At 63.1% G+C, this 15503-nt stretch carries 12 protein-coding genes; 2 read left to right on the top strand and 10 right to left on the bottom strand.

Features of this window, described 5'->3' with window-relative positions; translation table 11 throughout:
- Positions 1–46: 46 nt before the first annotated feature.
- The 5 genes from nadC to IB265_RS05425 all read right to left on the bottom strand — a co-directional run bounded on the left by nadC (position 47) and on the right by IB265_RS05425 (position 6169).
- Positions 47–955, bottom strand: a complete 909-nt coding sequence (gene nadC, locus IB265_RS05445; protein ID WP_057252769.1) for a carboxylating nicotinate-nucleotide diphosphorylase — start codon at positions 953–955, stop codon at positions 47–49.
- A gap of 50 nt (positions 956–1005) precedes the next feature.
- Positions 1006–2604 (bottom strand): L-aspartate oxidase, encoded by a 1599-nt coding sequence (locus IB265_RS05440; RefSeq protein WP_057252771.1) that lies wholly within the window; start codon positions 2602–2604, stop codon positions 1006–1008.
- 110 nt (positions 2605–2714) lie between these two features.
- Entirely contained in the window at positions 2715–3794 is a 1080-nt protein-coding gene (nadA, locus tag IB265_RS05435) for a quinolinate synthase NadA (protein WP_057252773.1), read from the bottom strand.
- Between the two features lie 171 nt (positions 3795–3965).
- Complete coding sequence (locus IB265_RS05430) at positions 3966–5204, bottom strand: MFS transporter (RefSeq protein WP_058320254.1); 1239 nt, start codon at positions 5202–5204, stop codon at positions 3966–3968.
- 98 nt (positions 5205–5302) lie between these two features.
- Positions 5303–6169, bottom strand: coding sequence for an AraC family transcriptional regulator (locus IB265_RS05425; RefSeq protein WP_057252775.1), 867 nt, complete (start codon positions 6167–6169; stop codon positions 5303–5305).
- Positions 6170–6296: 127 nt separating this feature from the next.
- On the opposite strand from IB265_RS05425, the gene IB265_RS05420 reads away from it, so the two are divergent.
- A complete protein-coding gene (locus IB265_RS05420; protein WP_057252777.1) occupies positions 6297–7229 on the top strand; it encodes a phytanoyl-CoA dioxygenase family protein in 933 nt (310 codons plus the stop codon).
- A gap of 62 nt (positions 7230–7291) precedes the next feature.
- Here the strand turns inward: IB265_RS05420 and IB265_RS05415 are convergent, their stop codons facing one another.
- From IB265_RS05415 to IB265_RS05405, 3 genes are all read right to left on the bottom strand, one after another.
- The gene (locus IB265_RS05415) at positions 7292–8143 is read right to left on the bottom strand and encodes an MOSC domain-containing protein (protein ID WP_192494646.1); all 852 of its coding nucleotides are present in this window, start codon (positions 8141–8143) and stop codon (positions 7292–7294) included.
- Between the two features lie 80 nt (positions 8144–8223).
- Positions 8224–8880 (bottom strand): HD domain-containing protein, encoded by a 657-nt coding sequence (locus IB265_RS05410; protein WP_192494645.1) that lies wholly within the window; start codon positions 8878–8880, stop codon positions 8224–8226.
- Between the two features lie 6 nt (positions 8881–8886).
- Positions 8887–11706, bottom strand: a complete 2820-nt coding sequence (locus IB265_RS05405; protein ID WP_057252783.1) for a DUF2339 domain-containing protein — start codon at positions 11704–11706, stop codon at positions 8887–8889.
- Positions 11707–11994: 288 nt separating this feature from the next.
- Between IB265_RS05405 and IB265_RS05400 the strand changes: the two genes are divergently transcribed.
- Positions 11995–14007 (top strand): PhoX family phosphatase, encoded by a 2013-nt coding sequence (locus IB265_RS05400; RefSeq protein WP_057252785.1) that lies wholly within the window; start codon positions 11995–11997, stop codon positions 14005–14007.
- Positions 14008–14186: 179 nt separating this feature from the next.
- On the opposite strand, the gene IB265_RS05395 is transcribed toward IB265_RS05400, so the two are convergent.
- Complete coding sequence (locus IB265_RS05395; protein ID WP_057252787.1) at positions 14187–14696, bottom strand: PaaI family thioesterase; 510 nt, start codon at positions 14694–14696, stop codon at positions 14187–14189.
- 16 nt (positions 14697–14712) lie between these two features.
- Entirely contained in the window at positions 14713–15459 is a 747-nt protein-coding gene (gene recO, locus IB265_RS05390) for a DNA repair protein RecO (protein WP_057252789.1), read from the bottom strand.
- Positions 15460–15503 lie beyond the last annotated feature (44 nt).

Here is a 15503-nt window from a genome sequence, read left to right as displayed (position 1 = left end):
CTTTGCGCGTCTGGTAAGACGCGCGGCGCTGTAGTTGAACTGCTCGTTACCGGTTGATCACCACATCGAGGCCAATGTCGAGCGTTGGAGCGGCCATGGTGATCTTTGAAGTCGAGATGTAGTCGATGCCGCTTTCGGCAATCGCGCGCACAGTATCGATCTTGACGTTGCCGGAGGCCTCGAGCCGGGTGCGGCGGGCGTCGAGCGCGTAGGCGTCGGTGGAGAGCTGCCAGAATGCCTGGTTGACGGCGACGGCTTCGCGCAGCAGCTCCGGGCCCATATTGTCGAGCAGGATGACGTCGGGCTGGGCGGTCAGCGCCTCGCGCATCTGGTCGAGACCATCGACCTCGACCTCGATCTTGACGAGATGGCCGCAATAGGCCCGCGCCGCGTGGATGGCGCTGGCGACACCGCCGGAAACGGCGATGTGGTTATCCTTGATCAACACCGCGTCGTCGAGCCCGTAGCGGTGGTTGGAGCCACCGCCGAGACGCACGGCATATTTCTCGAGTGCGCGCAGCCCCGGGATGGTCTTGCGGGTACAGCAAACCTTCGCACGCGTATGGGCGATCTCGTCGGCGAATTTCGCCGTATAGGTCGCAATACCCGAGAGATGCATAAGGAAATTCAGGCCCACCCGCTCGGCCGATAGCAGGCCGCGGGCACGGCCGGAGATGCGGGCGATTGCCGTGCCCGGCGCCACCCGGTCCCCATCCGCCACCAACGCCTCGAAACCGATCGACGGGTCGACCAGACGGAAGGCGGCGCGCGCGAGATCGAGCCCGGCGACGACGCCGGGGTCGCGGGCATTCATGCCGGCCGTTGCCGTCAGCTCCGGTCCGATCGTCGACTGCGTGGTAATGTCGCCGGCGCGGCCGAGGTCCTCAAGCAGTGCGGCGCGCACCTGGTCCTCGATCATCAGTGCGGGCAGTTCGGGGCGGAAGGCTGCGGTCATCTGCTGGCGGTCCTTGAGCTTCAGTCACATGCGAGTGGCGGAGTGCCGGATCACGCCGGTTCCGTTTCAGCCAATTCCTTTGAAAGGCGATTGGCTTCGGCGAGCGTCAGGTAGGTGCGTCGGCGCCATTCCGGCCGCTCCGCCGGGCAATCGGCGCGGAAGTGGCCGCCGCGGCTTTCCGTGCGGCGTAGCGCACCGACGGTGATCAGCTTGGCTGTGGTGATGATGTTGGTAAAGCGCATGCGCGAATTTTCGCGCTCGAGCACCGCGATCTCTCGGATTGCCTTCAGCAGGCTTTCGCGCGTGCGGATCACACCGACGCAATCGCTCATCACCTGGCGCAGAACCTTGAGCTGCGGGCTATCCTCGACGGTCACCGGATCGTCATTCTCGCCGGCATTGTCGCCCCACTCGGTGAGCTGCGGCGTCGGCAGCGTGCCCTTGATGTTTTCGGCGATACGGGCCGCAAAGACGACGGCTTCGAGCAGCGAGTTGGAGGCAAGGCGGTTGGCGCCATGCACGCCTGTCGAGGTGACTTCGCCGGCGGCCCAGAGGCCATCGATCGAGGTGCGGCCCTCCGCGTCCGTCAGCACGCCGCCCATATGGTAGTGGACCGCGGGCACGACAGGGATCGGCTGGGTCACCGGATCGATGCCGGCCGCGGTGCACGAGGCATAGACCGTCGGGAACATGTCGGGGAAGTGCTTGCCGATCGCCTTGGTGCAATCGAGGAAGGCGCCACGCCCGGCCTGGACCTCGGCGAAGACCCCGCGCGAAACGATGTCGCGCGGCGCAAGCTCGCCGTCGGGGTGAATGTCGAGCATGAAGCGATGGCCGGCTGCATTCAGGAGGTGGGCACCGTCACCGCGCAGCGCCTCGGTCGCTAGCGGCGCCGGATCCTTGCCGATATTGATCGCGGTCGGGTGGAACTGCACGAACTCCGGATCGGCGATGATCGCGCCGGCGCGCGCTGCCATGCCGACCCCCTGCCCGCAGGCTTCCCAAGGGTTGGTGGTGACCGCATAGAGATGACCGACGCCGCCGGAGCAAAGTACGACGGCACGCGCCGGGAACGAGACGCGCTTCTTCGACTGTCCCGCATCCGGTCGCGCGATGACGCCGGAGATGAACCGGCCCTCGCGAACCAGTTCCTCCACGACGTAACCCTCGATCACGCGGATCGAAGGCGTCTTGCGCACCGCGGCAATCAACGCTTCCATGATTGCCTTGCCGGCCATGTCGCCCTTGACCCGGACGATGCGGCGCTCGGAATGCGCCGCCTCGCGCGACAAGAGCAGCTTGCCTTCGAGGTCGCGATCGAAGGGCACGCCATATTCCAGAAGATCGTGAATGCGCGCCGGGCCTTCGGCGACCATCATGCGCGTCATCTTCTCGTCGACGATGCCGGCGCCGGCGGCGAGCGTGTCGGCAACGTGTTTCTCGAAGGTATCGCCCGGGCTCATGGCCGCGGCGATGCCCCCTTGAGCCCAGGCCGACGAGGCGCCGTGGCCGATGGGCGCGGCAGCCAGGATCGTCACCGGCCTCGGGCTCAGCTTCAGCGCGCAGAAAAGGCCGGCCAGGCCGCCGCCGACGATGACGATGTCGTCAATCCCGTTGAAGGATTGCGGGCGGAAGTGGTCGGTCAGCATGTTTCATTCTCCTCCAATGCGCATGCAGAGTTTCTATATTCTACAGCGACCTTTGCGCGCCTTATAAGGCGCGCGGCGCTGTAGGCCGGGCGAACCGCCAGGCGGAATTGCTACTGCTTGAGGTTCACCATGCGTTCGACCGCAAGGCGGGCGCGGGCGGCGATCGCCGGATCGACGAGAACCTCCTCCGTCATGTTGAGCAGGCTGTCGAGGATCTTCGGCAGCGTGATGCGCTTCATGTGCGGACAGAGGTTGCAGGGCTTGACGAACTCGACGCCCTCGATCTCGGCCTGGATGTTCGACGCCATCGAGCATTCGGTGACGAGCAGGACCTTCGACGGGCGGTTGTCCTTGACATAGTTGATCATGCCCGACGTCGAACCGGCGAAATCGCAAACGGCGATCACATCCGGGTGGCATTCCGGATGGCCGATGATCTCGATGCCCGGATTGGCTTCCTTGTAAGCGAGCAGCTCGGCAGCGGTGAAGCGCTCATGCACTTCGCAGTGGCCCTTCCAGGTCAGGATCTTCTTGTTGGTCTGGCGCGCGACATTCATCGCCAGATATTCGTCGGGGATGCAGAGCACCGTGTCGGATTCCAGGCTCTCGACGACGTCAAGCACGTTGGACGAGGTGCAGCAGATATCGGTCTCGGCCTTCACGTCGGCGGAGGTGTTGACGTAGGTGACGACAGGAACGCCGGGGTAACGCTGCTTCAGAAGGCGCACATCGGCGCCGGTGATCGATTCCGACAAGGAGCAGCCGGCTTTACCGTCCGGGATCAGAACCGTCTTTTCCGGGCTCAACAGCTTCGACGTTTCGGCCATGAAGTGCACGCCGCACTGGATGATGATCTCGGCATCGACTTTGCTGGCGTCACGGGCAAGCTGCAGCGAGTCGCCGACGATATCGGCGACGCAGTGGAAGATGTCGGGCGTCTGATAGTTATGCGCGAGGATGACGGCATTGCGCTCCTTCTTCAGCCGGTTGATGGCGTGCACATAGGGCGCATAGACCGGCCACTCGATCGCCGGGATAAAGTCCTTCACCTTCTCGTAGAGATGTTCCGTCTCGCGTGCGACCGCTGGCGTGAAGGCAAGTTCGGGTCTTTCGATGACACCAAAGCGCTGGGCAGCGCTGACAAGAACCGGGTTCGCCACCGCCTCTTTGCGGGAAACAACGCGCGTCATCGAGATCTCCTCTCCGCCCTCTTCCCGGGCAGCTTTTTCAATTATGCTCAATCTGAGCATAATTGAACCAAAACAAAAGCGGCAAAGCCGCATGGGTTGATTTAGAAAGTTTTGTGACAGAATTCAAGAATGGAGCGCTGTTTTTCGCAGCGCCCCAGTTTGCACATGCGGTCAGGCCATCGCCGGCCGCACCACGCTCTTCTCCTCGATCGGCCAATGGACGATCGCCGCGAAGATACCGAGCACCACGCCGAGCCACCACACCGGATCGTAGGAACCGAAGTGGTCGTAGAGGTAACCGCCCATCCATACACCCAGGAACGAACCCACCTGGTGCGAGAGGAAAACGATGCCGCCGAGCAGACCCAGATGCCGCGTGCCGAACATGATCGCGACCAGCGCGTTGGTCGGCGGCACGGTCGAAAGCCAGAGCAGGCCCATGACGATCGCGAAGATGACGACGGAGACCGGCGTCTGCGGCAGCAGCAGGAAGGCGGTCACCGCCACCGAGCGGGCGATATAGATCAGCGCCAGAAAGTAGGGCTTCGAGTAGTGCTGGGCGATGAAACCCGCAGACAGCGAGCCGATGATGTTGAAGAAGCCGATCAGCGCCAGCGCGATCACCGCATAGCGCGCGTCGATGCCGATATCGCCGATATAGGCCGGAAAATGCGCAGTGATGAAGGCGACCTGATAGCCACAGACGAAGAAACCGGAGACGAGAAGCAAGTAGCTCTTGTGGCCAAGCGCCTCCTTCAGCGCCTCGCCGATCGACTGCTTGTATTGCGCCTCGCTCTGGCGACCGGAGGAGGCATTGCCACGCAGTGGAATCGCGAAGAACGGCACCAGCAGCATGAGGACGCCGAGATAGACGAGGCTGTCCGACCAGCCATAGGCGGAGATCAGCCCCTGGCTCAACGGCGCGAACAGGAACATACCGGCAGAGCCCGCCGCCGTGCAGATGCCGAAGGCGAGCGACCGCTGATGCGGCGTGACGTTGCGGGCAAAGGCCGACAGGAGAATGCCGAAGGAGCCGGAGCCGACCGCCATGCCGACGAGCACGCCGCCACCGATATGCAGCCAGATCGGCGCATTGGCAAAGGCCATGATGATGAGGCCCGCAGCATAGAGAAGGCCAGACATGGCAAGCACCCGCCAAGTGCCGAACCGGTCGGCGATCGCGCCGAAGAACGGCTGGCTCAAGCCCCAGCAGAGGTTTTGCAAGGCCATGGCGAGGCCGAAAGTCGTCCGATCCCAGCGGGTGTCGGCGAGCATCGGCAACTGGAAGAAGCCCATCGCCGAGCGCGGGCCGAAGGTGAGCATCGCAACGACCGAACCAGCCGCGATGATCAGCCAGGGCATCTCCTGACGAGCATGGGACGGCGCGGATGCTCCGGAAACAGCGGACATGAAATATCTCCGATTGATGGACCGGCATCCTAGGCGGCGGCTAAAACAGATAAAAGCCAATTATATTGACGCCGCGATCACCGGAATTGATGCCTGAGTTACGCAGCGCTTCGGAATCGGTTGCGGAACTCCCTGGGCGTCATGGCCTTGGCCGCCTTGAACTGCCGATTGAAGTTGGCGATCGAGCGATAGCCCACGGCTTCGGCGATGTGGGCGATCGATCGTCCCGAGCCGCTGAGGAGCGCGCAGGCTTCGCCGATCCTCAACCGCATCAGATACTCCGAGACCGGCATGTTGAGGTGGCGCAGGAACAGGCGATGCAAACCGGAAAGGCTGAGGGCGGCAAGGTCGGCGAGTTCCTCCATCGATGGGTTCTCGGCGTAGTGCAGATGGATATGGTCGAGCACACGGTCGAGGCGACCACGATCGACCGATCGGCCCGATGGCGTGACGACACGGCTGGACAACGGCGCCACCTGTTGCTCACGCGCCAGGATTGTCAGCAGAGAGAGGACATCAGGCAGCCGTTCCTCCGGCGCCAGCCTGCGCAACCCTTCAAACAGCGGCCTGACACGGGCGGCAACTTCCGGAGTGAACTGCAAGCCCGGGGCGGATCGCTCGAACATCGCCTTGACACCGGTGAGCTCGACAAAGCCGTCGTCCAGACGTTCCACCCATTCCGGATGAAACCAGAGCACCAGCGCCACGTGCGGTTCGGCACTGTCAATCTTACCCGACGAGTGCCAGGTGTGCGGCAGGTTGGAACCGACGAGCACGAGATCGCCGTCGTCATAGGCGCCGATATGGTCGCCGATGAAGCGCTGGCCGCGCGAGTTGAGCGTCAACGTCAGTTCGAACTCCGGATGATGGTGCCATTGGAACGGAATGGAATCGTCGAGGCGGCGGTCGAGCAGGATCGACGAAGCATTGGTCGCCCGCGGTATTTTCTGCAAAACAGGCTTCATGTTGCATGCCTTCGCCTCACGATGCCAGAATAGTATCAATTTTGGCATGCTTCGTGCAACATGGCCTCGACCAGAAGGCTAGGCTTTCTCCATCGACCAATCGAACATTCAAGGCGAGGAGACATTCATGCAGGCGCTCAGAGACAGCCACCCCACGGCTGCCAATCTCGAGGTACAACTGAAGGACATCAAGAAGCGGCTGCCGCTGCGCGTGCTTTCGGAAACGGACTGGCAGCATTGGGTCAGCAAGGGCTACGTCATCGTGAGACAGGCGGTGCCGCCGGCCAATGTCGAGCGCCTCGTCGATCTGCTCTGGCGCTTCGACGAGAAGGATCCGAGCGATCCTTCGACCTGGTATGCGCCGCAGCGGCGCGAGCACAAGATGAAGGAACTCAACAACACCGGCATGCTGGAGATCTACAATCACCAGTATCTCTGGGACAACCGGCAGGAGCCGCGCATCTACGGCGCCTTCGTCGACATCTGGGATCGCGAGGATCTGTGGGTGACGATTGACCGCGCCAACCTCAATCCGCCGAAGAAGGTGAAGGGTAATCCTGACGGATTCATCCATTGGGATGTCGACACCTCGATCCGGCCTCTGCCGATCGGCGTTCAGGGCGTGCTGAGCCTGAAGAAACAGGACGGCGACGTCGGCGGCTTCCAATGCGTGCCGGAACTCTTCGAAAACTTCGAAAGCTGGGAGAAGACGCAAGCTGCCGACCGCGACCCGATGCACCCCGACATGGCCGGTCTCTCGACTGTTAACATCGAGATGGAGGCGGGCGACCTGATGATTTTCAACAGCCTGCTCGCCCATGGTGTGCGCCCCAACCACTCCGACGACCGTGTGCGGATGGCGCAATATATCTCGATGCATCCGGCGGAATGGGACAATGTCGCCGAGCGCGAGGAACGGGTGCGGCTGTGGCGGGAACTCGACCACCCCAAGCGTGACGCCTTTCCCGGCGACCCGCGCCAATGGGAAAAGCTCAATGCCTCCCCCGCCAGCCTCTCGGATCTCGGCGCCAAGCTTCTCGGAATCACGCCCTGGGCGTGATGCGGCCCGGAGCAATTCCGAGAAGAATGTGAAACGGCTTTCCGTCCGGAGTTGCGTCCGATTTAAGCCGAAGCACGCACCTTCATCGGCCAGCGTTCACCGCGCCGGCCGGTGACCTTGACCTCATCGCCAAGCTTGAGGGTGCCTTCGCTGCGCGGCACCGCGTTCCAGCCGAAGAGCACGCCGGGCACGCGCCGATCGGAGGACATGCGCTTTTCGGCCAGTCCCTGGATCGGGTTGCCGCCAATACGCTCGCCGGTGATCTGATCCTGTGTCGTCATGATGCAGCGGGCGCAGGGCTTGACGAGATCGAACCGAATGCCGCCGATCTCGACGCTTTCCCAGAAATCCTCATCCCAGGCGTCGTCGCAATCGACGAGGATGTTGGTGCGGAACCGGTCCATGCCGACGGGCTCCTGGCCCTTTTCGGCGAGGGTCCGGTTGAGATCGGCGAGCGAGCCGGTCGTCGTGATCAGGACCGGGAACCCATCGACAAAGCCGACAGGCGCTGCGGTGCCGGCCCACTCGGCACCGACCAAGCGCTCGGCCGAGGCGTCCATGTGGGCAAGCTTGACCGGGCGGCCGAACCATGCGGACAGCGTCTCATCCGCCGTATCGTCGGAAACGGCGGCATCGACTTCACTGCCCCAGACCTGGACGTTCAGCCGGCGATCCGGATCAAAGCGTACCGAGGTTTCCCGGTCGCCCATCCTAAGATGCACACCGCCATCGATGTGGCTGGCTTCGACCTTCGCCAGCGCCTGCAATTCGCGCTGGGTGATGAAGCGCCCGTCCGGCTCGATCAGCATGAAGCGCCGGTCGCCCTCGACGCCATCGAGGTTGACGGTAACCGTCTCACGGGCGATGGCGCGGCCGCTTTTCAGCGGATGAATGTTGAGACCGGTCACCTTCATGGACAATTCCTTCATGTTCAAAAATAGATTCAAGCGCCTGACGATCCGATTCACGGGATAGCGGCAATATCTTGAAAGAATTAGATTTCATCGAGCATCATGGCAAGCACGTCGCGCAGGCGCTCCTCGCGCTCCGCCGCCAATCGGCGGCCAGCTTCGGTCTTGAAGCCATCGGCCAACCGGAACAGCTTGGTCTCGAAATGATCGATGGCGAACGCCTTGTCATCGAGTTCCCTTGCCTCCGCCAGCGGATCGAGCGGGTCATAGAGACCGCTGCCCATGCGCCCGGCGATATAGAAGCAGCGGGCGGCGCCGACCATACCGATCGCATCCAGCCGGTCGGCATCCTGAAGAATCCTCGCCTCCAGCGTCTCCGGTGCAATGTTGGCGGAGAAGCTGTGGGTCAGGATGGCGTGCGCCACGGCGCCGGTCTCTCCCGTACCCCAGCCGAGTTTCTGCAGAATGCCGGTCGCCTTCTCCGCCGCCAGACGTGATGCCTGGGTGCGCAAGGGCGAGTTCTTCTCGACCGAGACGCAATCATGGAGCAGGACGGCGGCGGCGAGCGAACGCGTATCGCCGCCCTCCTCCGCGTGGATGCGCGCAGCATTCTTCCAGACGCGGATCAGATGCGCGGCATCATGCGAGCCGTCATCGGCGGCAAAGGCATGCGGCAGCAGCACCGCGGCGAGATCCTCATGCGGCGCGAAGGCTGCCGCCAGTTTCGAAATATGTGTCATGACGTCCTATTGCTGTTCGGCAGGATCTGTCGGCGCCGTCGATGCGACGCCGACACCGGACAGGATCTTCTGATAGAAGAGCCCTATCCCGATCAATACCCCGCCAAGGCCGATGAAGGACAGGGCCCGCAGGAAACCTTCGAGGTTGGACATGTCGATCAGGAACACCTTCAGGACAGCGACGAAGACGAGAACGGCCGAAGCGATGCGAATGCTCTTGGCATGGAAACGCGAACCGAGCACGAGCAGCAACACGCCCAGCAGCAGCCAGACAACCGAATAGGTGTAGGTCTCCCCCTGCAGGAAACCCTTCCAATCCGCGATGTCTTCCCCCTGCCATGCACGGCGGACCGTGAGGCTCGCCCAGGCGAAGGCCAGCACAGCGCCGCTGACCGCAAGCGCCATGACATAGGGCAACGGCCGCTTGTCACGCGCATACCAGGCCAGCCCCGCATAGCCGAGCCCCGGTAGCAGATAGCCGATCAGCAGGAGATCGAAGAACGGGATATGACCGAGAAGCTCGCCGCTGAAGTAAGGGTTGAGGCCGAGGAGATGCGCCGAAAGCACCGACAACATCGAAAGTACGCCGAGGCCCATGCCGCCATAGCGGAAGACCGGGCTCGGCGACTTCATGTCGAGGCTCATGAAGATCGCCGAGGCGCCGATCGCCAGCAGCGTGTAGATCGACTGCTCGCCGAGCGTCGGCACAGCGCTGTCGAGCACGCCGCCGTTCATCGCGTGACGCACGAGGATCGCGAGCGTCAAGAGCACGAAGAGACTGGCGAGCGCCTGCAGGAGGTTGCGTACTCGTGTGTTCGACCAGGATCTCAGGAAATAGGCGGAGCCGGCGAGGAGCGCGGCGGGAATGCCGTAGCCCGGCAGGAGCGCGTTGAAGACAGGCGTGGTGCCGAGATTGCCAGCACCGACGATCGTCGGCTCCCAGGCGATGCGCCCGAGAACGACCACAGCCGCAGCACCGGTCATCCAGGGCAGGATCGGCCAGGTGCGGATGCGTGTCGCGAGCGCATAGGCTGTTCCGAGCACGGCAATCGCAAGTGTGGTGACGAGCCCATCGGTCCAGGCATGAAGGGCAAGGACAAAGAACGCGAACGAACCGGCGACCAGTAATCCAGCCGTGATATCGCGCGCCTCCGCCTCGCCGCCGCGGCGGTAAAGCCAGTCCACTAACGCGAGCAGCGCGGCTCCGGCGAAGAGCGAGAACAGGCCGTGCGGCAGATCGAAGGCATAGTTGCCGGTCATCAGGAACGACATCGCCGTCAGGGCGATCGGGACAACCGCGGCGATGCCGGCCCAAAGGGTCGAATAATGCGGATGGGTGACGAGGCGGCGCGATAGCACGAAGCCGCCGAGCAACACGAACAGCGCCGCAAGCAGCATTGCCGTGATCATGGCGGTGCGGCCAGGCAGCACGATCGTCGGCAGAGCGTCGGCAAGCGAGGGATCGAGATAGGCGAGCACGCCACTCAGCGCCGTCAGGCTCCAGACGCCGGCGACTGCGCCGACGGCGGAAAGTACGGCGGGATAGACCGCCGTCGCTCGCCAGGCTCCCAAGGCAGCGAGGACAGCAATGACAACGGCAAACTCCGTCACCGGATACGTCGCCGCGGAAACCGCCGGGCTGATCAGAAGGAGCGCAAGCACCGTGGCGGCGATGGCCGCGGAAATGGAGATTGCCGCATGCGGCGGGATAAACAACCGTTCCCACTGTCCGGCAACGGCGCCGCGCCGCTGCGCACCCTCAGGCACTTCGGGCGCGGGAGCAGCTTCCGTAGCACCTGGCCAGACGAGGCCGATGCCGACGATCATCACCAACAGCGCAAATGTGACCGGCAGCGGTTCGAATGGCGAGGCCGCAGTGATATAGGCAAGCCCCCAAAGCCCGATGCCGACGTTGGCAAGGGTCGGCACTACCGTCCAAGTCCGCAGCCGCGACGCGAGCAAAGTCGCCAGCCAGACGACCGAGAGGAAACCGAAGAGGACCCAGGGGCGCGGTTCGTCGCTCGAGACGAGTGCCGGGGTTGCGAGCGAGGCAAGCAGACCGAGGCCGGCGAGCGCCTGCCCATGCAGCAGCGACAGACCAACGGTCGCCAGCGAGGTCGCGGCCAGCAGAACGAATGCCGCGCCCGTGCCGATATAGCCGTAGATGCCATAGGCGGCATAGGCGACACCGAACAGGGTGACGGCACCGGCCGCAGTCAGGATGCCGGGGATCATCGCGTTCTGGAATTCATTGGCGATGACAGGCACCGCACGCCTGCGGATGACCTCCCCTGCGGCCATCAACAGGAGGCCGAACAGGGCGGCAAGCGTCAGGCGAACCGCCGGGCTCAGGAGGCCGGCATCAATCGAATATTTGACCATGAAGACGCCGCCGAGCGCGAGCGCAATGCCGCCGACCCAGACCGCCCAACGCGCGCCGAGGCGGCTTTCCAGGCTTTCGGTCTGACGGAGCGCAGCCGGTACCGGCTGTGGCGCTTCTGTGCTGGCGGCAATGGTCTCGCCACCCTCGATGTCTTCCGCCGCCTTCTCCACTTCGCCGAAGATCCGGGCACCCTCGCGCGCGCCGGCCGTCAGGCCGATCGCAGTCTCCTCGACCGTCTCCGGTTCCACCGGCGATTCGGGCGCGGCGGCGAGCTCTTCGGTCGTCGCTTCGGCCTGAACGCCTTCGCCCGATGAGGTCTTCAGCTTTGCGACCTCGGCCTTCAGCGCGGAGATTTCAGCCCCCAGCCGCTCGGCCGTCTTGCGACCGCCGGCGAAGGCGGAAAGAGCGAGGATAAAGGCAAGAAAAGCAAAGAGTTCGAACATGTATACCCCTGACGGTCGCACCGGCGTGCTCGGCGCAACCATACAAACTTTTGTACGCTCGCCAAATCTCTACAGCGCCGCGCGTCTTATCAGACGCACAAAGGTCCCTGTAGCTGCATGTTTTTATCCTGAAATCGAATGGGATTTCAGGAAACATACAATAGACGGCCGAGCGCTGTAATCTCTTCACGGAAATGTCGCAGAACTGTCACCGGGCAACTGGTACAGGCGGATGAACACCGCTGTCTCAGCGCGGTGGTTTCCATCGTTCAACCAGGAGACCCGATCATGGACAAGCATCTCGGCCAGACGGAAGAGACCGAATTCAAGACGCTGACGGAACGCAGGGAAGAGCTGGAAGACATTGGCCACAACTGTTCCACCAACCCGACGATGGGCGACATCATCCATCGCCGTTTCTCGCGCCGCTCCTTCATCGGCGGCTCGCTCGCCGTTGCCGCGATTTCGACGACGGTCAGCCCGCTGGCTCTCCTGACCGCACAAGAAGCACGCGCCGAGGAAGGTTCGCGCTTCGACTTCACCGAGATCGAAGCCGGCGTCGACGAGAAGCACCACGTCGCCGAGGGTTACGATGCCGACATCCTGCTGCGCTGGGGCGACAAGATCTTCGCGGATAGCCCGGAGTTCGACCCGAAGAACCAGACGGCCGCTGCCCAGGAAAAGCTGTTCGGCTATAACAACGACTATGTCGGCTTCATTCCGCTCGACGGCAGCGCCGACCATGGCCTCCTGGTCGTCAACCACGAATATACCAATGCCGAGCTGATGTTCCCGGCCTTCGCCAGCGTCGTGAAGGAAAAGGTGACGAAGGACGGCAAGGAAGTCGAGGAAGAGAAGGTCGTTCTCGGTGAGTACACCAAGAAACTGGTCGACATCGAAATGGCCGCCCATGGCGGCACGATCATCGAGATCCGCAAGGTCGACGGCAAGTGGCAGCCGGTTCTCGACGGCAAGAACAATCGCCGCATCACGGTCAACACCGAGATGCAGATCACCGGGCCGGCCGCCGGTCATGACCGCCTGAAGACGCCGTCCGACCCGACGGGAAAGAAGGTGTTCGGCACGATCAACAATTGCGCCGGCGGGGTCACCGCCTGGGGCACCTACATGATGGCCGAAGAAAACTTCAACGGCTATTTCGGCGGCGAGCTCGCCGAAGACCACCCGGAGTACAAGCAGCTCAAGCGCCTGGGCGCACCGGGCGGCCAGTACGAATGGGCCTCCTTCTACGACCGTTTCGACGTCTCCAAGGAACCGAACGAAGCCAATCGCTTCGGCTGGATCGTCGAGGTCGACGCGCTGGATCCGACCTCGGTACCGAAGAAGCGCACCGCACTCGGCCGCTACAAGCACGAAGGCTGTGAATCGATCGTCAACAAGGATGGGCGCGTCGTGCTCTATTCCGGCGACGACGAGCGTTACGACTATGTCTACAAGTTCGTGACCAAGGGCGCCTTCAACCCTGATGATCGCGCCGCCAACATGGACCTCTTCGACGAAGGCACGCTCTATGTCGCCAAGTTCGACGAGGACGGCACCGTCACCTGGATGCCGCTTACCCACGGCGAAGGCCCGCTGACCGAAGCCAACGGCTTCGCCTCGCAGGCGGACGTGCTGATCAACACCCGCTTCGCCGCCGACGCGCTCGGTGCCACCAAGATGGATCGCCCGGAGGACGTTCAGCCGAACCCGAAGACGGGCAAGGTCTACGTGATGCTGACCAACAACACCAAGCGCAAGGCAGAAGAAGTCGACGCCGCCAATCCGCGCGCCAAGAACGCTTTTGGCCACATCGTCGAGATCACCGAGACCGACGGCGACTTCGCGTCGCTCAAGAGCCGCTGGGACGTGCTGCTGAAGTGCGGCGATCCCGCCGTTGCCGAGGTTGGCGCCTCGTTCTCGACGGCGACCACCAAGAACGGCTGGTTTGGCATGCCCGACAACTGCGCCATCGACACCGACGGCCGCCTCTGGGTTTCGACCGACGGCAACAACCAGAAGGAAACTGGCCGCACCGACGGCATCTGGGCGATCGACACGGACGGCAATGCCCGCGGCACGTCGAAGCTCTTCTTCCGCGTGCCGGTTGGCGCTGAAATGTGCGGTCCCTGCTTCAACCCGACGTCGGACACCTTCTTCCTGGCCGTCCAGCACCCGGGCGACGCCGGTCTTGCCACTTTCGAGACGCCAGCAACCCGCTGGCCTGATTTTAGGGATGACATGCCGGTGCGCCCGGCCGTCGTCGCGGTGACCAAGCAGGGCGGCGGCCGTATCGGCTGACAAAAGCTGCGATCGCAAAGAAGAACGCCGCGCTACTGCGCGGCGTTTCTTGTTTCTGGAGTTTTATTTGACGCCGCAATTCCGGACGGAAAACCGCTTCGCACTTTTCCTGGAAATGTATTTGAAGCGACGCAATTCCGGACGGAAAACCGCTTCGCACTTTTCCTGGAAATTGCTTCTTAACGCCGCAGATTGTCGATCGGGAAGATCGCGCAGGTTTCGGTGCCGTGGGCCAGCAGCTTGCCGTTTCCATCGCGAAGCCAGGCTTCCGAAGTCGCGATCGTTCGGCCGCGATGCACGATGCGCCCCTCGCAGAAGACCTCGCCCATGCCCGGCAGTAGCGGCCGGACGAGGTTGACCTTGAATTCGACCGTCGTATAGGCCTCGCCGGGTTTCACCGTGGTGAAAACCGCGCAGCCGAGCGCCGAGTCCATGATCGTCGCCGTCCATCCGCCATGCACCGTGCCGAGCGGATTGAGATGTTCTTCGGTCGGAAATCCCTTGAAGACCACCCGGCCCTCTTCGACTTCGCTCAGTCCGAACTTCAGCGTCTTCGACATCGGCGGCGCCGGCAGCTCGCCGCTCAGCAGGTCCTGCATCGCTTTGAGGCCGCCGTCGCGGGCGACGCGGTCGAGCGACAGCACGCCGATGCCGGATACGGACATGCCGGGATAAAGTTCTTGATACATTGATAACTCCTGGGGATCAGGCGGCTGAGGATTGCGCTTTCAGCGCTTTGAGTGCCGCATGGACGAAGCCGTCGCGCGCGGAAGAAACGTCGAGGCCGCGCGGCTCATAGACATGGCGGTGGAGGAAGAAGGCGGTCAGGCGGAAGGCGGCGGCAAGGCTGTCGTGATCGGCAGCCCGGCGTGCTTCGGCGGAAAGGAATTCCGGCAGCGCCAGCATACGGTCGGCATAACGCTCCCCGGCCGAGCGGCAAACCGCCCTGCCCGATTTCGGCGACACATAGACAAGCTCGGTGCGGGCGCCGGTTGCCACACATTCCGTCAGATCGAGCCCGAAGCCGAGATCGTTGAGAACCGCGAGCTCGAAGCGCACGAACAATTCTCCGGCATCGGCCGGATCGGCGAGATGATCGACGATGACAGTCAGCGCCTCGTAGAGATGCGGATGCGGGTCACGCTCAGGCAGCAGCCGCAGGAGTGCTCCGAGCGCCTGGATGCCATAGACCGAGGTTGCCGTTTCCATCAAACGAGCAGCGCGCAGTTCCACCGGCTCGATGCGGAATTCGCCCATATGCTCGTCAAGCCGCGCGCGCCAGGTGACTTCCACCGAATTTCCCGGCTGCAACACCGGCTGCATGATGCGCGAGCGGCCCGAGCGCACCATGCCGAGATGCCGGCCGTGGGCGGCGCTCATGACCTCCACGATGGCAGAGCTTTCGCCGTGCCGTCGTATGCCGAGAATAATAGCCTGATCGCTCCATTGCATGGATATGGCATACACCCGCGGTCGAAAGCGGATCAAGCGATGTT

The sequence above is a fragment of the Ensifer sp. ENS10 genome (genome assembly GCF_014852025.1).
Lineage (GTDB): Bacteria > Pseudomonadota > Alphaproteobacteria > Rhizobiales > Rhizobiaceae > Ensifer.
This window is presented reverse-complemented; position numbering and strand designations above follow the sequence as displayed.